Origin of the sequence: Halobacillus ihumii (assembly GCF_902726645.1) — a bacterium.
GTDB lineage: Bacteria > Bacillota > Bacilli > Bacillales > Halobacillaceae > Halobacillus_A > Halobacillus_A ihumii.
The window spans coordinates 3,766,318-3,783,850 of sequence record NZ_CACVAO010000001.1; the positions used below are offsets into that span (position 1 = coordinate 3,766,318).

Consider the following 17,533-nt stretch of genomic DNA (forward strand, 5'->3'; position numbering starts at 1 on the left):
TGCTGATTCTATCGTACCACAGCTTTATAATGGATCGAAGGTTTTATCAGAGTAGGGAGGGGGAAGGCTACATACTAGTTGATGTCCAAGCTTAGAGGGTGGTAATATGGTAAAGTTTTATGGATATTCCAGTGTACATGGGTGGAGGGAAGGGGATTCCTTAGATGAACTCGGTGAGCTGGAGATGGAGTGGTACTGGGTCGATTTTGCCGGCCCGTCGGAACAGGAGATAAACCTGCTGCATTCGTTTTTTCACTTTCATCCACTGGCCATCGAAGATTGTATGCATGATTTGCAGCGGCCAAAACTCGATTATTATGAAGATCACACGTTTTTTGTGTTCCATTCGTTAGGAACCAATATAGACAAACAAGAGATCGATGTGTTTCTCGGGGATCATTTTATCGTCACCTATCATAAAGAGCCTTCTGAAATCATTCAGGCGGTGGAAAGCATGCTGAAGCGAAGTCAGACTCACCAGGACAAAGATGAGTATTACGTGTTGTATCAGCTGCTTGATAAGGTGGTCGATCATTATTTTCCGATTGTGTATGAAATTGAAGATCATATCAATGAGATTGAAGAGAACACGAAAAAGCTTTCCATGGAACAGCTGCTGGAACAGTTATTTGATCGGCGCGGTGAATTGCTGAAGCTGCGGCAAACGGTGCATCCGATGCGTGATTTACTGTATCGCATGTTAAATACGCATCATTTGGAAAAAGTCCATCAGCGAAAAGAGTACTTTACCGACATTTACGACCATTTGCTGAAAGTGGCTGAAATGATTGCTTCGAACCGAGAAATGACACAGGATATTCGTGACAGTTACTTATCGTTAAACTCACACCAAACGAATCGAACGATGCAGATTCTGACTGTGATCTCAGTGATTTTTATGCCGCTTACCTTTATCGTTGGGGTGTATGGCATGAACTTTATGTTCATGCCGGAGCTTAATGAAAAGTACGGGTATTTTTTCGTGTGGGGGATAATGATTACGATGGCTGTCGGAATGTTTATCTGGTTTAAGCGAAAAGGATGGTTTGACTAACATGGTCCGGGGATTATTCCTCGGACTTTTATCAGACTAAAGCCGTACATTTTTTTCACTCTCCGGACCGTTACTGAAATGCGTTCTGCTTATTATAATCGTGGTATCAACCATGAAGGGGTGGATATCGATGATTAACGTATTCGAAATATCACTACTAATAAAAGAACGCCGCTTTAAGTAACCACCAGGAAGGGGAGAAAAAACAGAATAAGACGATTCGAGGATATATCTTCATTTTCGCGGTTATATTCTAATAATTGCTGATAAATTTTACCAATCGCGGTAATACCGAAGTTATCGCGGATAAACAGCTTCCGCCATAACTCGCAATGAAAAATCCTCTCTTATTTCTAAACTAAGAGAGGATTAGCTTTAATCATACAAAAGGTTCATAGACGTTCTCGACAGCCTAAGAGACCTGCACAAGACACCTTTTCTGGTTTACTTCATCATATCGTGGTCAACATAACGCTCTCCGTTTAATTCACTGATCACATTAATGGCAACTCGTGCACCGTCACCTGCTGTAACGATTGTATGTACACTTACACCTGCCACCGTACCTGCCGCCCAGACTTTAGGTTTTCCCGTACGTCCTCGTTCATTCACCTTGATTGTTCTGGCGACTCGCGGTTCGGTTCCTTCTGTCGTGTCAAGACCGAATTGTTCCGCCGCTTTAACGGACATGCCTGTGGCAAAGATGATATGGCTGGTGTCGAAGTTGCCTTGTTCCGTTTGGATCGTATAAAGTTCAGCATCTTCATTAATCTCCTGCACTTCAGCTTCGACAAGTTCAGCTCCAAATTTTTTCGCTTGTTCCTGGCCATCCTTTAGAAGCTTTGGTCCCTCGATTTCTTTAACGCCATAATGATTTTCAACCCAGGCTTTGGCTGTGATACTTTTTCCACTATCAAACATCACTACTTTTTTACCTGCTTTAGCCGCGAATATGGCCGCACTTGCCCCAGCCGGTCCGGCTCCTATTATTGCAATATCGTACATGGGATCCACTCCTTATTTCTTTTTTCATATTTAGAATAATAGAAAAATTCCAATTCCGCAACGCGAAGATCTGTGTTAAACAGTGATGGAAGCACACTGATATATTTGAGCAGGGTCATACTGCGTTCGGCAGCTTATGTTATCAATAGCTTCGTTGAATTCATTTAAAATAACCTCGTAAGTTCCAGCTGCATTTTCTCCATCAATAATCATTAACACCGGCTCATCTACATCCATAAGCAGGAAAAAAGATAACAATTTCGGTAAATGGCCTGCATCAGCTATGAGGTTGTGTTGATGAAAATATATGTTTGTTTTATCCTTCGTTGAATGCTTATATATATTCATAATTTGATTTGTCTTGATCGGATTTTTTAAATGAACATGGTATGAGGATAAATGACTCACTTCATCACCTCCATCTAATCATTTTGTTATAAATACATTACCCCGGCTTATATAAAGATAAACTTTGTATCTTGAATCCATGACGACTTCAGTGTTCATAGATCATTTCCTGAAAGCCGCTCTCAGCTATGCTCTTCGTCAATATCACACCTGACCACAACAGTCGCTTGCTGGTCTGCATAGGATAAAGCTAAGCCCCTGCGAATTCCGTTACTCACTCTACAGTTTCCTTCGAGGAATTCTAGGGAATACCTCCTATGTGGGATCGTTTCTTCATTACTGAAGTCGTAAACTTAGAGTATTTATTTGCCTCGTGTAAGGCGTCATATTTGAGACCGCTACTTGGGCATGCTATAGTCATTATCAAAAAAATAAGGAGGTGGGGAGGATGAAACGTGTAACCCTAGTCGATATTTTTAATCAACGCATAACACAAAAATATTTACAACGATCTGGTATTAACCATGCTGTTACGGTGGCTGAAAATGCGTTCGACATGGCCTTTGACGCCAATGTGTCGCTCGACTTAGCCACAAAATCCGCCTTGCTTCATGATATGGGTCACTATGAATGGTACAGAGATGGCAAGTGGGATTATGAGGAGTACCGGCGTCATGATATCCACGCCATCAAAGGAGCAGAGAGAGCTCATAAGTTATTGATCAGATTAGGGGAGGACCGCCTCGTTGCTAAAGAGGTTTCCTTAGCCGTGCTGCTCCATACCGATAGTTATTTACCTTTTGAATTAACAGATCAGCGAACGCCCTTACAACATGTTGTTGCAGAAGCAGATGCTTTGGATGAACAGCCGGGAGGTCAGCATCATTATAAGGAAATGGAACCGAGTGAAGCGATCGAACGTCTTCATAAGATAGATAAGAAGATTGAAAATATGCAGCCTTCGGATAACGAATAATAGAATTATTGTAACATTTTTCAGAAAAGTGCTTTACTTTTTCCGGGACATTCTATATAATTTCCAATGTAAGTAAAATTTACTAATGAAAGCGAGGTCGATTAGAATGAAAAACATGATGACAGTACCAGTTCAAGCTAATTGTATAAAATCGACCTGCGCAAACGAATCAATCTAGTTTTTTACGGGATAAATGTATTCATACTTGCTGCAGGCGGTGCATATTGTAACCCTGTGGCTTTTTTAATGGAAAGAATCCCTCTATGGAGGCTGATTCTATACATTTTTTTGTCAAGCCACAGGACCCCTGTGGCTATTTTTTATGTAAAAAACTACCATTAACATGTAAGGAGGTGAGTTGTATGACGATACACTTTTTATTATTTTCCATTCATATTCAAAGAAGGCCAAAAAAACGTAGCGATATCCAGCATTCTATCTACAAATCAACAGCTTATGACAAGTTTCTCGACAGAAAAGCTCGTATGACCAATTTTTACTAAGATGGGGGTGTATAAGATGGCGATTATGAGAAGAATTGTATTTATGGCTTGGTTGAACGTAGAGAAGGATACGGCATAGTTACGGAAGCGAAAGAGGTGATATCGATGAGAATCAATATGATTATTTTCACGATCAGCATTGAAAAAAGGTCTGCTGATTGGCGTGACGACGCTGAACGGAACAAGTGTCGGCACATTCATACGAAAATAGAAGAAAACAAACGTAAACACTTATATATAGGATAGAGAAGAGGGTGTCCCAGAAGTGTAAGTAACACTTCTGGGACACCCTTTCTTTTATAAGAACTTAAAAGAAGCTTGGAATATCACTTTCTGCAGTTGGGTACCCCCAGAGCATATTTCTCAGATCAGATTTTGTCATTTTCTTTTCAATAGCAGCCGTAAATAGGTTAATCAGATGGTCGCCATGACTCGATAGGACATGGGCTCCGATCAACTCATCGGTAAACGGGTTCATCAGTAATTTTACATATGCTCCGTCGTCGTTCATCCGTTTATAGGTGAAAAAGGAATGAACGGTTCTTGATTGAACTTCGTAAGGAATCTTTTTCTCCTTAGCTTCCTGCTGAGTGATCCCGACTGAACCAAGAATCGGGTACGTAAACACGACAGAAGGGATGGCTGAAGTGATCAGCGGCTGTTCTTGCCTGTCGACTAGATGATGCATCAGTCGTTCAGCTTCCTCTCCCGCTGGCGGGGTTAACGCTTTTAATCCTGAATCGGCCACATCCCCTGCAGCGTAGATGTGCGGCTGGGAGAGTGATTGAAAGTTATGGTTCACTTTTACTCCCTTCTCCGTTGCTTCTACCCCGGCCTCATCCAAGTTCAGTGCTTCAAGGTTCGGCTGACGTCCTGCGCCATGAATGACGAGGTCTCCTTTGATTTCATGTTCATGATCAAACTTCTTCACACGTATACTGTAGCCGCCACTATTGAGGTGTTCAATTTCTTTCACCTCTGTACCTGTGTGGATGTCAACGCCCAGGTCTTTTGTATGTTCAATCAGTTTATTGGAAATTTCGGTATCGACAAAGTCGAGAACATGCTTGCCACGGTGCAGAATGACCACATCTTTTCCGAGTCGGGCACATAAATGCGCGAACTCAAAAGAAATGTAGCCGCCTCCAACAAAAACAACCCGATCGGGTATATCTTCAAGTTCAAAGAAATCGTCGCTTGTAATCATGTGCTCGAAACCGTTAATCGGCAAAGGAGCGGGACGGGCTCCTGCAGCAATGACAAACTTCTCCGCGGTAATATTCTCCTCACCGATTTTTAAGGTGTGAGGATCCAGAAATTCAGCTGTCCCATGATAGGTGGTAATTCCTTTTTCTTTTAAGGATGTTTCGACAGATTCAGCTACAGGATCGGTAAATGAATCTTTGTATGCCTTTAAATCCTTCCAATTTAGGCTGAATTCTCCGGATATTCCTTTTCCCTTTAAACGCTTCGCATCTTCATAAGCTTCCATCACACCCGTTAGAACCCTCTTCGGATCACAGCCTCTTTGCGGGCAAGTGCCGCCGTAGGGCCTTGCATCAACAATGGCTGTTGAAAGTCCTCTTCTTTGTGAAATGGTTGCAGCTGTGCTGCCTGCTACTCCTGTTCCGATGACAATGACGTCGTATGTAGTGTTCATGAATTAGTTTCCTCCTTTAAAGCTTCTATATAATCTCATACCCCTATATGGACCGCAAGAAACCCATCATTAAAGTACATAAATTTTGAAATTATTGAATGATTCCGTTATGGTCAAAAAAAGACTATATTTTTAAACGGGTAAAGGGTGAGGAAGATGAATTTACATAGAAAACCGATTCCTGTAGAAGAAGCTGTCCAACGTGTAATGGAGCACAAACCGCAGCAAAAGTCAGAAGAGGTACGATTGGAAGACAGTTATGGGCGTATTCTTGCCGAAGATATTAAGGCAACCCATGCTGTCCCCCCTTTTAACAAATCACCATACGATGGATTTGCCATCAGAGCAGCGGACACAGCCAAAGCCAGCAAGGAATCTCCAGTCGGCTTTGTCGTAACAGAAACGGTGGCGGCCGGGCATCGAGCCAGCCGCGCTCTTGAAAGCGGGGAAGCAGTCAGGATTATGACTGGAGCGGAAATTCCTGAAGGAGCCACTTGTGTGGCCATGTTTGAAATTTGTCAAACAGAAGAGAAGGCAAACGCAACGTATATGTCCATCAAGCGCAGCATGGAAGATGGACAGAACATAATCGAACGAGGGTCTGAGACAGAAGAAGGCGAGGTGCTCGTCTGTAAAGGAGAAATCATCAACCCAGGTATTCAAGCTGTTCTGGCTACCTTTGGCTACGCTAAGGTTCAAGTCTACCAGCAGCCCCGCGTTGGTGTATTTGCCACAGGGACAGAGCTGCTTGATATTGATCAGCCGCTTGAGCCAGGAAAGATTCGGAATTCCAATGCTTATATGGTGCTCGCACAAATCGAACGGAGTGGGGCAGAGCCTGTTTATTTCGGCAAGCTTGCCGATGACTTTGACACATGTTACGAGGCTGTTCGCCAAGCCTTATCAGAAGTGGATATTTTAATCACCACAGGAGGCGTGTCTGTTGGTGACTATGATTTAATGCCAGATATTTATGAAAAACTGGGTGCCGACGTGCTATTTAATAAAATTGCGATGAGACCCGGCAGCGTAACAACCGTTGCCGCGCTCGGCCAGCAATTGCTGTTCGGGTTGTCGGGAAACCCTTCTGCTTGTTATGTAGGGTACGAACTATACACACACCCGTTTATTCAAGCGTATTTAGGGAATCAGCGAGTATATCATAACGTGATCGATGCCGAGCTAGGAGCTGATTTTCCGAAACCGAATCCATTCACGCGGTTTGTACGTGGATTCGTACGTTATGAAGAGGGAAAAGTTTGCGTTTACCCAGCTGGAATTGATAAATCTGCTGTCGTTACCTCTCTCGCACATTCTAATGTTCTGATCGTGTTACGGGGAGGAACAAGAGGCTATCAACAAGGCGACGCGGTGCGTGCTATACTTTTAGAAGACACTAAAGGGACAGAGTCGTTTCAACTATACAGCAGCTGATGAAAGGAGCAATCTAGAATGGTTCAATATGTGTTGGATAAATACGACCGACCAATGAAGGATTTGCGAATATCGGTCATTGACCAATGTAATTTCAGGTGCACATACTGTATGCCTGCCGAAATATTCGGGGATGATTATCGGTTTATGCCCACGGAGGAATTACTCAGCTTCGATGAAATTGTTAGACTGGTCGAAATCTTTGCGAAGTTCGGGACTGAGAAGGTCAGACTTACCGGCGGCGAGCCGTTAATGAGAAAAAATATGGATCAGTTAGTAGCACGATTGAAGCAAATTGATGGCATTAAAGATATTGCGATTACGACTAACGCAATTTTCTTAGTCAAGCAAGCCCAGAAGTTAAAAGAAGCTGGACTTAATCGTGTTAATGTTAGTTTAGATGCCATTGAAGATGAAGTGTTCCAGCAGACCAATGGACGCGGAATTAAAACAAGTCCTGTATTAAAAGGAATTGAAGCGGCCCGTAAAGCAGGCCTTGAGATTAAAATCAATATGGTCGTGAAAAAAGGGATGAATGAAAGTCAAATTCTGCCTATGGCGAAATATTTTAAAGAGACAGGCGATACGTTACGGTTTATTGAATTTATGGATGTGGGCAACCACAACGGCTGGAATATGGACACGGTCGTATCCAAGCAGCAGATCATTGATACCATTCATGCGGAAATGCCGCTGGAACCACTAGAACCGAATTATTATGGAGAAGTGGCGAACCGCTACAAATATAGTGACAGCGAGGCTGAAATTGGGGTAATTTCATCGGTCACCGATGCCTTTTGCAGCAGCTGTACACGAGTGAGATTATCAGCGGATGGCCAATTATACACCTGCTTGTTTGCTAGTGAAGGCTATGATATCAGGAACATGTTAAGAAACGACAGCAGTGACCAGGAAATCATTTCAAAGCTGATTAAAATCTGGACGAAGCGGGATGATCAATATTCTGTGGAAAGGGCTGAAGGCAAACCAACTAAGAAAAAAATCGAAATGTCCTATATCGGCGGATAGGTTGTAGAAAGCAACCCTAGAAAAATAAGCACCCATAGTGAGCCGCTAACTCAGTAGGGGCTTATTTTTTTTGAAGAAAGCTCAAGTGCGCCTTGTTTGACTAAAAAATAAGTGACTGCTTTACTCCAATCAGCTTCGTACTCTATAATGATAAAGATAGAAAGCCAACCTGGAGGTGCAATTTGTGAAAACATTTAAACTTGTGTCGCTTGATATCGTAGAAGAGAAGAACGACGATCTGACACAAAGAAGGATAAAGTTGAGCGATGGGTTGATTATTAACCGAGAAGACGACAAAGGACGCTGGGTTGTGGAAGCTTATGTAGACCGCAGTTATGAAGAGTACTTTCAAACAATCCAGGATAATGAAGAAGAATTGATGATTCAAGTTAAAATTACGAAAAGAAGCAACCGACTCGCTACCTTTCTCGTAAAAGTTATTGATAATAATATTATTGGGGATTATATGAATGTGATCTTTATGGGGAACATCATTGATCGCCGACGGGAAAATATTGAAAAAGTGTTAAAGACGCTAATGGATGAAGGGTTCCAGGGCGATGAGTTACTTGAGGAATTTAAACGCCGCGGGGATGAACAGAAGGGGTAATTCTCCGGGGATACATATTATTTATTACTGAGTGTAGTTTTTAAAGGAGTATATGCTTTATGATGTGGGTGAGAAAACGTAGCCTATGGTGGCTCAATAAGCTGTCACCGTTTCAATTAATTGCGCTATTTTATTTGTTTGCTGTGACAATTTCGTCAATTTTAATTGCTTTGCCGGTAGCCCATCGGCCTGGAGTGGATCTTGCTTTTATTGATATTTTATTCACGGCAGTAAGTGCTGTAAGTGTAACGGGATTGACCACGGTGTCAACGGTAGAAACATTCAGTACGACAGGGATCTTTATCATCGCTTTCGTTCTGCAGTTTGGCGGGATCGGGGTGATGACCCTGGGGACAATGGTCTGGCTGATTCTTGGAAAAAAAATTGGCTTGAAAGAGCGACGGCTGATTATGGCTGACCAGAACCAAACCTCTTTCCAGGGAATGGTCCGAATGGTTAAGCAGATTGTCATTGTCGTTTTACTGATCGAGCTTATCGGGTTCTTGGTATTAGGGACGTATTATTTGCAATATTATGACCCCGCACAAGCCTATTTGCATGGTTTTTTCAGTTCAGTCAGTGCCACGACGAACGGTGGTTTTGACATAACCGGGCAGTCGTTAGTTCCTTTTCAGAATGATTATTTCGTGCAATTCATTCATATGGTACTCATAATTGCTGGGGCTATTGGATTTCCCGTATTAATAGAAGTTAAGCAGTATCTCTTTAAGCCCACCCATAAAAAAATACAATTTACGTTGTTTGCCAAGCTCACGACATTCACTTTTTTTGCCTTAGTGGTTGTAGGGGCATTGATGATTGCTATCTTTGAATACAATCACTTTTTCGCGGGAAAAGATTGGCATGAAATTTTATTTTTCTCGTTGTTTCAATCGGTCACAACGAGGAGCGGGGGATTGGCGACGCTCGATATCAGTGAGTTTTCAGGCCATACGCAGCTGTTCATGTCTGCCTTAATGTTCATCGGTGCCTCTCCTAGTAGTGTAGGAGGCGGGATTCGTACAACTACGTTTGCCCTCGTTATTATTTTTATTTTAACGTTCGCCCGCGGGGAAAGTCAGATTAAGATCTTTCGAAGGGAAGTTCACAATGAAGACCTAAACCGTGCGGTTGCTGTTACGATGATGGCGATGTTAACTTGTTTTGGAGCGGTGCTCGCCCTGACTATAAGTGAACCCTATGATCTGAATAAACTTATTTTCGAAGTCTGTTCTGCCTTTGGTACGACGGGATTGTCGCTTGGCATTACAGCTGGGTTGTCTCCTTTTGGCAAAGTCGTCCTCATGCTGCTGATGTTTATCGGCCGAATCGGGATTCTCACCTTTTTGTTCACATGGAAAAAAGATCGAAAAACAAAAAATTACAACTATCCAAAAGAGAGAATTATTATCGGGTAATAAAAACTGTACACAGCCTTTTGCTGTGTACAGGTCATCACATATATAAAATGGCCCCTACAATAATTAAGAGGATGAAGAGAACTACAATAAGGACTAAGTCGCTAACACGAAATCGGCCACCCAAGTTGCTGTACCCGCAATTACCTCCATATAGGCTGCCTCCGTGCATAAGCTCACCTCCAGTTGAATCTACACAATAGCCTATGCGGAGGCAGCAAGGCTGTATGGGTTCCTACCCATTTACAGAAGAAAATTCGTCCATACATTCGGTTTTGGATACGGTAATAATCTTAGATTGATGATTGTTAAGGTCTTTTACATTGGAAAATGAATTTTCTTCATCGAGCTCATTACACCAGTGATTCACGTTATCGTTTTTCAATTCGTTAATGAGCAGCGGGGCAGATAAATGATTTGGGCTTGATATACGCTGATTCGCATTCATGTGAACGCCTCCTCTTCACTCATTATGCCCTGGACCCTTTTGTTCTATTTACATTTTGTGATACGCTTATACAAAATTCGAGAAAGCGCTATCTTGGTGAAAACGGAGCTCTCTAAAAATTTCCCGGGGAATGAAGCAGACGAGTTAGTACAATCTATTGTATAATAAGGGAGAATTAATCCTATAACCTTAAACGTTCTTCAAAAGGAAAACACAGTGAATTGTAAAAGAGGAAGCACGCATGTTGAACTTTTGCTACAATAGAAGCGGTGAGGAGGTGCTGGTATGGAAGCCATCATTATGTTTATTGTCTGTGTGGTCATTTTAGTTGGATTTATGGGATTCTGTATTTTTGATCGTGGGTAAATCCGGCACATAAAGCAACATCCATCATACACAGTAAATCAAGGAGTAAACACCTGAGGTCAGGGTGTTTGCTTTTTTTTTATGAAAAAATAGACACCTGCCTGACGGTCACCTTCGATTATAAGAGTGAAAGGAGGTGATCAACATGGCGGTAACAGCAGACAAAACGAACTCCCAATTGCAGCTCGTATTCGAAAACGGAACAGATGAAAAAGGAAATGTGAAATACCGTACGAAATCGTTCAATAACGTGAAAATGGATGCTACAGCAGAACAGCTTTATAACGTGGCAATTGTCCTTGTGCCATTGCAGCAACGCTTGCTATTGATGATTGAACGTAATGATTCAGCTATTCTAACGAACCTATAATTCGTAAAAAGGAGGAGTACAGATGAAGAAGCTAGAGCTTAAATTTCTGAATGAAGAGGGAAGTATTGTAACAATTTCCCTTGATGAACCTGTTGAGCCGGTAGATCAAGTTGCGATTCATGCAGCGATGGATGCCGTTATTGCTGAGAATTGCTTCTATTCCAGCGGAGGAAATTTAGTGGAGAAAAAGCAGGCTAGGATTGTAGAACGCAACGTGTTCGATATTGAGTTATAAAACCTAGTCACACCAAATCGGCCATTATGAAGATATGCTTCATAATGGCTTTTTTTATGGAAGAAAGGAGTGTCAGAAATGGATACTTGGCTGCCATTCATAACAGATGTTGGCTTCCCTATTGCGGTCACCTTTTATTTATTACACCGTGTGGAAGGAAAACTCGATGATCTGATTGAATCCATCCATCATCTTCCTGACAAAATGAAAGGATAGTAAAAAGCGCGCCAGCTTTTAATAAGCGGCGCGCTTTTTTTATTGTGTTAAGCTGATTTCATCAAATGGATAAATAATAAGTTCTGTTCGACCGATGATTTCCTCTTCTTTAATAAATCCAAGTCCATTACGACTGTCTTTACTAATTGCCCGATTATCTCCCATCACGAAGTACGTGTTATCAGGTACTTTAATTGGCCCAAAATCTCTTGTTTCCATAATGGCTTCTTTACTTAAAAAGTTCTGTTCTCGTTTCTGACCGTCAATATAAAGCTGGTGGTTTCGAACTTCTATTGTATCGTTCGGCTTTCCTATTACCCGTTTAACATAATTTTTAACAGGACGGTCAATAATGACGATATCACCATAAGAGGGCTCATCAATATAGTAAATAATTTTATTAAACATGACGCGTTCTCCGCTCTCAAGCGTAGGGTTCATGCTAGCCCCCTCAACGATTGAAGTAGCGAAGAAGAAAGTACGCAGTATAAAGGCAAGGACGACGGCGATAGCAATCGCTTTAATCCATTCCAGCCATTCTTTCTTAGCTTGTTCAGACAATCTGAATCTTCCTCTCTTAATCATGCTCGAACATCTTTCATTTTATCATACGGGTATAAAAATGAAACATTGTTGAGAACTGTAATCAAATTTTAACATCCAGCCGATCGTAATAATGAAAATTCAGTGAATCTTTTGAAATGTTGCTTTTAATTCTTTGGGGTGGTGAAAGAGTATGGTAAAATATAGTCTATATTCGCATACGCTAGGAGGTACGATGATGGAAAGTGATCAGCAGGATCAACTCATTTTTAAAATTGAAGAGTTACGCAGGCGTATGACAGAGACAGCGTTAGAAGAAGGATTTTCAAGTGTTAAATCAGTGCGAATGAGTCAGGAATTAGACTATTTATTGAATCAAATACAACAAAAAAATGAAGCATAATAAAGAGGTTGGACAAAATTAAATTAAGTATAAAGTAATCCGAACTTTTGAAACAAGTTCGGATTACTTGTGTGCCAAGAAAGGATTTTATACCATCGCTCTGCTATGAATATTGTTGCACTGCGTTGGCCCTACACAACGCCGATCTGTGTACAACTTTCTCAGTCTTGTCTACTGGGCGCTTGCGCTTTTGCATCCATAAATTGTTCTAGCCTGTCCAGCCCTTCTTGTAAGGTGTCCATTCCATAAGCATAAGAAAGCCTCATATAGCCATTTCCATACTGAGAAAAAGCGTCTCCGGGGACGAGAGCGACTCCCGCTTCTTCTACCAGCTGTACAGCTTTATCAAATGAACTCATTCCTTCTAACGGAAACTCCGGAAAAACATAAAAAGCTCCATCAGGCACTTGATAGCGCAGCCCCATTTGGTCGAGCCGATCTAACACGTAAGCCCTTCTTTTTTCATATTCTTTTTTCATATGAATCGGGTCGGACTGGCCGTTTTCGATCGCTTCAAGTGCGGCATACTGACTAATTGAAGTGGCACAGGACACATTGTATTGATGAACTTTAAGGATATGCTTAGCCAACCAGTTTGGGGCCAGCAAATAGCCGATTCGAAAGCCTGTCATCGAATGTGATTTCGACACCCCATTTACGACAATCACGTGATCTCGTACAGAGGGAAGAGAAGCAATCGATGTATGTGGGGCCGAATACGTCAGTTCGCTGTAAATTTCATCAGCTATCATAAATAAGTTATGTTCCTTGAGGACTGCTGCGATCGATTTTAATTCCTCATTTGATAACGACACTCCAGTCGGGTTGGATGGATAAGGCAGAATGACACACTTCGTCTTTGGTGTCACGGCCTGCTCAATTAAATCAGCTGTGAGTTTGAACCCGTTCTGGCTCGTGTCTACATGCTTAGCCGTCGCTCCTGCTAGTTTGATAAGCGGTTCATACCCTGGATAAACCGGCCCCGGAAGCAGTACCTCATCTCCAGGCTGTAAAATCGTTCTCAGCGTAATATCGATCGCCTGGGATGCCCCAACCGTTACAATCACTTCATCTTCGGCTCGATATGATAACTTGTATTTTTCCTGGACATGACGGCTGATCGCTTCCCGCAGCTCCAGCAGCCCGGCATTGTGCGTATAACTCGTGTGATTGGCATCAAGTGCCTGAACGGCCGCCTGCTTGACGTGATCCGGTGTCGGAAAATCCGGCTGCCCAATGGTTAACGACACAACATCTTCATATTGACTAACCATATTAAAAAATTGTCGAATCCCCGAGATCTGTATCGTTGCTAGTTGTGGATTAATAAAACGCTCCATATTGTCGCCCCCAAATTAAATGTTAACAAAATGTTCAAACAATTAAGATTTATTACTTTCTTTATTTGATATAATGAAAGTGTAGTAATTGAGAAAGGAGTTTGTGTCATGAGACCCAATCGAATCTCTTTTGAAGAGCTGGTCAATCAAAATAAAGAACAGCTCATGAATGATCAACAAGCCTTAGAACAAATCGACAAGCAGATCGATGAAAAAAGAACGAAAACTACGGATAAATCTAAATTTGTAAATTGATCATATCATAGTGAGAAAGCAGCCGCATAGCGTGGCTGCTTTTTCTGTGTGCTATGCATGAGCTGTTCTTTGCCAATATGCAATAGACCAAAATTATGTGCAATTATACGATCGCATCCTTTTTAATTTTCAGAAAAGATTGAAATTAAATGGAGCTGTGGTACGATTTAAGAATCAGAATAGTCTTTGAAATTCCATAAGTAACAGGACTTGGCAATGAGAGATAGGAGAGTGACATAGAACGATGATCGATGTATATGAACGAGAGGGCGTAACCTGTGTAGAGGGCAAGGTCGTCAAGTCTGGACGCAAATCGGGTATGATTTATTCCTTTTTAACAGACGGTATGGTGATCGATACCGGGCCACAAACTCTGGAATCTGAGTTGACCTCCTTTTACGAAAACCAATCAATTGAACAAGTCATCTTAACCCACAGCCATGAAGACCACACCGGAGCAGCTGCATGGCTGCAGGAAAGCCGAGATCTCCCCATATATATTCATGAAAAGGGAGTGAGTACATGTGCCGAATCTTGCACATATCCGAAGTATCGTCAGCATACCTGGGGAATCCGGGAACCATTTACTGCCCACCCGATTGGAGAGACGGTTCAATCACGACACGAAGACTGGCGGGTCATCTATACACCAGGTCACGCCGATGACCACATCGCACTGCTTCATGAAAAAACAGGGAGGTTGTTCACCGGTGATTTATACGTAATGCCGAAAACAAAGGTCATCATGCAAAATGAATCGATCCCCCTGATCATGAACTCGATTCGAAAACTGCTTACTTACGATTTTAAGTCGGTATTTTGCTGTCATGCCGGCTATATTAAGAATGGGAAAGACATGATGAAACAGAAGCTTGAATACCTTGAACATCTCTGTGAGGAAGTAAAACACCTCCATAACATTGGGCTTACCATTGTTGAAATCGATCAACAGCTTTTTCCGAAAAATTATCCTATCATCGAAATATCTGAAGGTGAATGGGATTCCCGGCATATCGTCACTTCTATCCTTTCTGAGGAAAAACTGAGTAATGAAAGCTGTTTATAGCGACTACTTCCAGTTATCCAACACAATCCATGTACTCTATTTAGGGGAAGTAAGTTTGGATTTCAGCATGTAAAATAAAATGAAGAGGGGTTATCCTATTGAAACAAGCTTTGTTAGTTATCGATGCTCAACAAGAATTAATGGAAGGTAATGAGGAAGAAAAGGCTGTATTTCAAAAAGAAAAGCTCGTTGAACATATCAACTTGGTTATCAATAAAGCGGTAGAATCGGAATCATTAGTTGTTTTTATACGAGATAAAGATGTTGCAGAGGGCAAAGGGGAAGGGTTTCAGATCCACCAGGACATAGAAATTCCGGATGGAGCGGAGATCTTTGATAAAGAAGCAACAAACTCTTTTTATGGAACCCAGCTGTTGAACTATTTAACAGAAAAAAAGGCAGAGCACCTAGTGATTATGGGGTGTAAAACAGAACATTGCGTGGATACAGCAGTGAGGACGGCCACAGTCAATCATTTTGATGTCACGTTAGTACAGGATGGTCATTCAACGACCGATTCCTCAACGTTGTCTGCCGAGCAAATTATCATGCATCATAATGAAATTCTATATGGCCATTATAATGTCGATAATTTTTCTGATGTTAGAAGGGCACAGGATGATTTATTTCAGCCGAGGCACAATGAATACCGGTAGATTATAAGGAAGGAGCTTCGCCAATTAAGAACCTCCTATTTTTTCATCTAGCTTATGTAAGATGTTCAAGAGTTATTTAACCATTGTAATGAGGGAGTGAGTGGGAGTGGGCCAAGTTCTTCTATTTGGCGTGTTGTTAACCTTATTTCCTTTCGTGACGATCAAACAGCTTAAAGACGAGTCCAGAACTCAAAAAATCTTTCATATTGGTTCACTGCTTGTGGGCATCACGCTGCTTATCTTGTTTTCAATCCAGTTTTCTACCTACCTTGATTAGATAGTTATTTCAAAAGGCTAGCTACAAAAAGAGGGCAATCCTGATGGAGGGATTGCTCTCTCTTTTGTTCTATAAAATTTCAAGTCCACTAATAACCATTATTTGCAATTTAGTGCGTTGGTAATGTAATATATATATAACATAATGAAACATATATTTTCCCTAAGATAGGTGAGTTAATGACGAACAAAATAAAAGTGGCAAGAGTGGAAAAAGGACTTACCCAGTCTCAGCTTGCCCAAAGGGTAAAAGCGACAAGGCAAACAATTGGGTTGATTGAAAAAGGCAAGTATAATCCTAGTTTAAATTTATGTATCTCCATTGCCAGGGAACTCGATAAAACTTTGGATGATCTTTTTTGGGAGGAATTATAATCATGGTGCGTTCTTTTCTAAATTATCTTCTGCCTGATGATGAATACAAACGTATTCGTATTTTATATTTTTTAGCTGAAGCGGCAGTGATCGCGACGGGGCTGTTGTTTGTGTATTCATTTGTGAATCTTTATTGGTTACAATGGGAATTTCCTAATGGTACGTTTACTGCCCTTTTAACAGCAGTGGGGGTAATGATTTATACATATGTGCGTTATAGTATTTCGGGCATCGAACATACTAATGTCTCCAATCAAAAGCAATACACTAGGCAGGGACGGGTTAATTTGAAAAAAGTTTTACTTTTTGGCTTATTACTTTTTGTTTTTACTCTCATATCTAAAGGTGTCCCTGACAGCTGGTTGGAGGCTCTTGATATCATTGGTCCAACAGTATTAGCTATGATCTTCATGTTCACGCTTGACTACATTTCGCTTAAACGCTCTTATAAGAAAAATAGAGAAATATTGGATGATTAGAACTTTTTTTTTAAAAGAGTCAAGTTGATTTTACTCCATAATAGATGAAATACATGTTTAAGAATGATTGGATTCAGAAGGGAGAATTGGATGTTTTTTGATTATTTAGACTTAGCATTACTAGCAGGAATCGTTTATTTGCTTCGAAAGATTATTGATTTGGATGGTCGTGTGAAGGGATTGAAATATACTTTGGATCAGGTCACTAACACTATGACCTTGCCGGAAAACCCAATCAATAACGAATTGCGCGAACTTATCGCAGAGGGTGAGGATATAAAAGCAGTTAAAAGAACGAGGGAAACTCTAGGACTTTCTCTAATAGAGGGAAAGAAGTATGTTGATGAATTGAAAAATGAACAATGAACAATAAATTAAAAAGAAATAGCCAGCTGCTCCGAAATGTGAGGTGACTATTTCTTAACTATTTTCAACTGCTGCTTATCCGTTAGCAAAGGCAGTTTCTGC

At 41.3% G+C, this 17,533-nt stretch carries 26 protein-coding genes; 19 read left to right on the forward strand and 7 right to left on the reverse strand.

Going from position 1 to position 17,533, the window contains the following annotated elements:
* Positions 1-106: 106 nt before the first annotated feature.
* A complete protein-coding gene (gene corA / locus G6R08_RS18795; RefSeq protein WP_163530192.1) occupies positions 107-1,054 on the forward strand; it encodes a magnesium/cobalt transporter CorA in 948 nt (315 codons plus the stop codon).
* A gap of 444 nt (positions 1,055-1,498) precedes the next feature.
* Here the strand turns inward: corA and G6R08_RS18800 are convergent, their stop codons facing one another.
* Together G6R08_RS18800 and G6R08_RS18805 are read right to left on the reverse strand one after the other, a co-directional pair.
* Positions 1,499-2,059 carry an FAD-dependent oxidoreductase gene (locus tag G6R08_RS18800; RefSeq protein ID WP_163530194.1) on the reverse strand — a complete coding sequence of 187 codons (561 nt, stop codon included), beginning with the start codon at positions 2,057-2,059 and terminating at the stop codon, positions 1,499-1,501.
* A 75-nt stretch (positions 2,060-2,134) separates the two neighbouring features.
* The gene (locus G6R08_RS18805) at positions 2,135-2,467 is read right to left on the reverse strand and encodes a hypothetical protein (RefSeq protein ID WP_163530196.1); all 333 of its coding nucleotides are present in this window, start codon (positions 2,465-2,467) and stop codon (positions 2,135-2,137) included.
* Positions 2,468-2,855: 388 nt separating this feature from the next.
* On the opposite strand from G6R08_RS18805, the gene G6R08_RS18815 reads away from it, so the two are divergent.
* From G6R08_RS18815 to G6R08_RS18825, 3 genes are all read left to right on the forward strand, one after another.
* The gene (locus tag G6R08_RS18815) at positions 2,856-3,383 is read left to right on the forward strand and encodes an HD domain-containing protein (RefSeq protein WP_163530198.1); all 528 of its coding nucleotides are present in this window, start codon (positions 2,856-2,858) and stop codon (positions 3,381-3,383) included.
* 362 nt (positions 3,384-3,745) lie between these two features.
* Positions 3,746-3,886 (forward strand): YrzI family small protein, encoded by a 141-nt coding sequence (locus G6R08_RS18820; RefSeq protein ID WP_163530201.1) that lies wholly within the window; start codon positions 3,746-3,748, stop codon positions 3,884-3,886.
* 105 nt (positions 3,887-3,991) lie between these two features.
* Positions 3,992-4,132 carry a hypothetical protein gene (locus tag G6R08_RS18825; RefSeq protein WP_163530203.1) on the forward strand — a complete coding sequence of 47 codons (141 nt, stop codon included), beginning with the start codon at positions 3,992-3,994 and terminating at the stop codon, positions 4,130-4,132.
* Between the two features lie 61 nt (positions 4,133-4,193).
* Here the strand turns inward: G6R08_RS18825 and G6R08_RS18830 are convergent, their stop codons facing one another.
* Complete coding sequence (locus tag G6R08_RS18830; RefSeq protein WP_163530205.1) at positions 4,194-5,546, reverse strand: dihydrolipoyl dehydrogenase family protein; 1,353 nt, start codon at positions 5,544-5,546, stop codon at positions 4,194-4,196.
* A gap of 156 nt (positions 5,547-5,702) precedes the next feature.
* Here G6R08_RS18830 and G6R08_RS18835 point away from each other — a divergent pair, with 156 nt between their 5' ends.
* The 4 genes from G6R08_RS18835 to G6R08_RS18850 all read left to right on the forward strand — a co-directional run bounded on the left by G6R08_RS18835 (position 5,703) and on the right by G6R08_RS18850 (position 10,037).
* Positions 5,703-6,980: a molybdopterin molybdotransferase MoeA gene (locus G6R08_RS18835; RefSeq protein WP_163530207.1), complete on the forward strand. Its 1,278-nt coding sequence runs from the start codon at positions 5,703-5,705 to the stop codon at positions 6,978-6,980.
* A gap of 18 nt (positions 6,981-6,998) precedes the next feature.
* A complete protein-coding gene (gene moaA / locus G6R08_RS18840) occupies positions 6,999-8,009 on the forward strand; it encodes a GTP 3',8-cyclase MoaA (protein WP_163530209.1) in 1,011 nt (336 codons plus the stop codon).
* A 184-nt stretch (positions 8,010-8,193) separates the two neighbouring features.
* Positions 8,194-8,619, forward strand: a complete 426-nt coding sequence (locus tag G6R08_RS18845) for a YwpF-like family protein (RefSeq protein WP_163530211.1) — start codon at positions 8,194-8,196, stop codon at positions 8,617-8,619.
* Between the two features lie 62 nt (positions 8,620-8,681).
* Positions 8,682-10,037, forward strand: a complete 1,356-nt coding sequence (locus G6R08_RS18850) for a TrkH family potassium uptake protein (protein ID WP_163531399.1) — start codon at positions 8,682-8,684, stop codon at positions 10,035-10,037.
* A gap of 37 nt (positions 10,038-10,074) precedes the next feature.
* Here the strand turns inward: G6R08_RS18850 and G6R08_RS22315 are convergent, their stop codons facing one another.
* Complete coding sequence (locus G6R08_RS22315; RefSeq protein ID WP_163530213.1) at positions 10,075-10,209, reverse strand: YjcZ family sporulation protein; 135 nt, start codon at positions 10,207-10,209, stop codon at positions 10,075-10,077.
* 63 nt (positions 10,210-10,272) lie between these two features.
* Positions 10,273-10,485, reverse strand: coding sequence for a hypothetical protein (locus G6R08_RS18860; protein ID WP_163530214.1), 213 nt, complete (start codon positions 10,483-10,485; stop codon positions 10,273-10,275).
* 511 nt (positions 10,486-10,996) lie between these two features.
* Between G6R08_RS18860 and G6R08_RS18865 the strand changes: the two genes are divergently transcribed.
* The 3 genes from G6R08_RS18865 (at position 10,997) to G6R08_RS18875 (ending at position 11,672) form a co-directional block, all read left to right on the forward strand.
* Positions 10,997-11,221 carry a DUF1659 domain-containing protein gene (locus G6R08_RS18865; protein WP_163530216.1) on the forward strand — a complete coding sequence of 75 codons (225 nt, stop codon included), beginning with the start codon at positions 10,997-10,999 and terminating at the stop codon, positions 11,219-11,221.
* Positions 11,222-11,243: 22 nt separating this feature from the next.
* Entirely contained in the window at positions 11,244-11,456 is a 213-nt protein-coding gene (locus G6R08_RS18870) for a DUF2922 domain-containing protein (protein ID WP_079529651.1), read from the forward strand.
* Positions 11,457-11,534: 78 nt separating this feature from the next.
* Positions 11,535-11,672: a YvrJ family protein gene (locus tag G6R08_RS18875; RefSeq protein WP_163530218.1), complete on the forward strand. Its 138-nt coding sequence runs from the start codon at positions 11,535-11,537 to the stop codon at positions 11,670-11,672.
* Between the two features lie 39 nt (positions 11,673-11,711).
* Here the strand turns inward: G6R08_RS18875 and lepB are convergent, their stop codons facing one another.
* Positions 11,712-12,233 carry a signal peptidase I gene (lepB, locus tag G6R08_RS18880; protein WP_163530220.1) on the reverse strand — a complete coding sequence of 174 codons (522 nt, stop codon included), beginning with the start codon at positions 12,231-12,233 and terminating at the stop codon, positions 11,712-11,714.
* Positions 12,234-12,450: 217 nt separating this feature from the next.
* Here lepB and G6R08_RS18885 point away from each other — a divergent pair, with 217 nt between their 5' ends.
* Positions 12,451-12,618 carry a Spo0E family sporulation regulatory protein-aspartic acid phosphatase gene (locus G6R08_RS18885; RefSeq protein WP_338035448.1) on the forward strand — a complete coding sequence of 56 codons (168 nt, stop codon included), beginning with the start codon at positions 12,451-12,453 and terminating at the stop codon, positions 12,616-12,618.
* 161 nt (positions 12,619-12,779) lie between these two features.
* Here G6R08_RS18885 and G6R08_RS18890 read toward each other — a convergent pair whose 3' ends face one another.
* Positions 12,780-13,958, reverse strand: coding sequence for an aminotransferase A (locus G6R08_RS18890; RefSeq protein ID WP_163530222.1), 1,179 nt, complete (start codon positions 13,956-13,958; stop codon positions 12,780-12,782).
* A 108-nt stretch (positions 13,959-14,066) separates the two neighbouring features.
* On the opposite strand from G6R08_RS18890, the gene G6R08_RS18895 reads away from it, so the two are divergent.
* From G6R08_RS18895 to G6R08_RS18925, 7 genes are all read left to right on the forward strand, one after another.
* Positions 14,067-14,213, forward strand: coding sequence for an FbpB family small basic protein (locus G6R08_RS18895; protein ID WP_163530230.1), 147 nt, complete (start codon positions 14,067-14,069; stop codon positions 14,211-14,213).
* Positions 14,214-14,457: 244 nt separating this feature from the next.
* Positions 14,458-15,279 carry an MBL fold metallo-hydrolase gene (locus G6R08_RS18900; RefSeq protein ID WP_163530232.1) on the forward strand — a complete coding sequence of 274 codons (822 nt, stop codon included), beginning with the start codon at positions 14,458-14,460 and terminating at the stop codon, positions 15,277-15,279.
* 98 nt (positions 15,280-15,377) lie between these two features.
* Positions 15,378-15,935: an isochorismatase family protein gene (locus G6R08_RS18905; protein WP_163530234.1), complete on the forward strand. Its 558-nt coding sequence runs from the start codon at positions 15,378-15,380 to the stop codon at positions 15,933-15,935.
* A 106-nt stretch (positions 15,936-16,041) separates the two neighbouring features.
* Complete coding sequence (locus G6R08_RS18910; protein ID WP_163530237.1) at positions 16,042-16,212, forward strand: hypothetical protein; 171 nt, start codon at positions 16,042-16,044, stop codon at positions 16,210-16,212.
* Positions 16,213-16,391: 179 nt separating this feature from the next.
* Positions 16,392-16,586 (forward strand): helix-turn-helix transcriptional regulator, encoded by a 195-nt coding sequence (locus G6R08_RS18915; protein ID WP_163530239.1) that lies wholly within the window; start codon positions 16,392-16,394, stop codon positions 16,584-16,586.
* A gap of 2 nt (positions 16,587-16,588) precedes the next feature.
* Positions 16,589-17,065, forward strand: a complete 477-nt coding sequence (locus tag G6R08_RS18920; RefSeq protein ID WP_163530241.1) for a hypothetical protein — start codon at positions 16,589-16,591, stop codon at positions 17,063-17,065.
* Between the two features lie 90 nt (positions 17,066-17,155).
* Positions 17,156-17,431, forward strand: coding sequence for a hypothetical protein (locus tag G6R08_RS18925; protein WP_163530243.1), 276 nt, complete (start codon positions 17,156-17,158; stop codon positions 17,429-17,431).
* Positions 17,432-17,533: the final 102 nt, after the last annotated feature.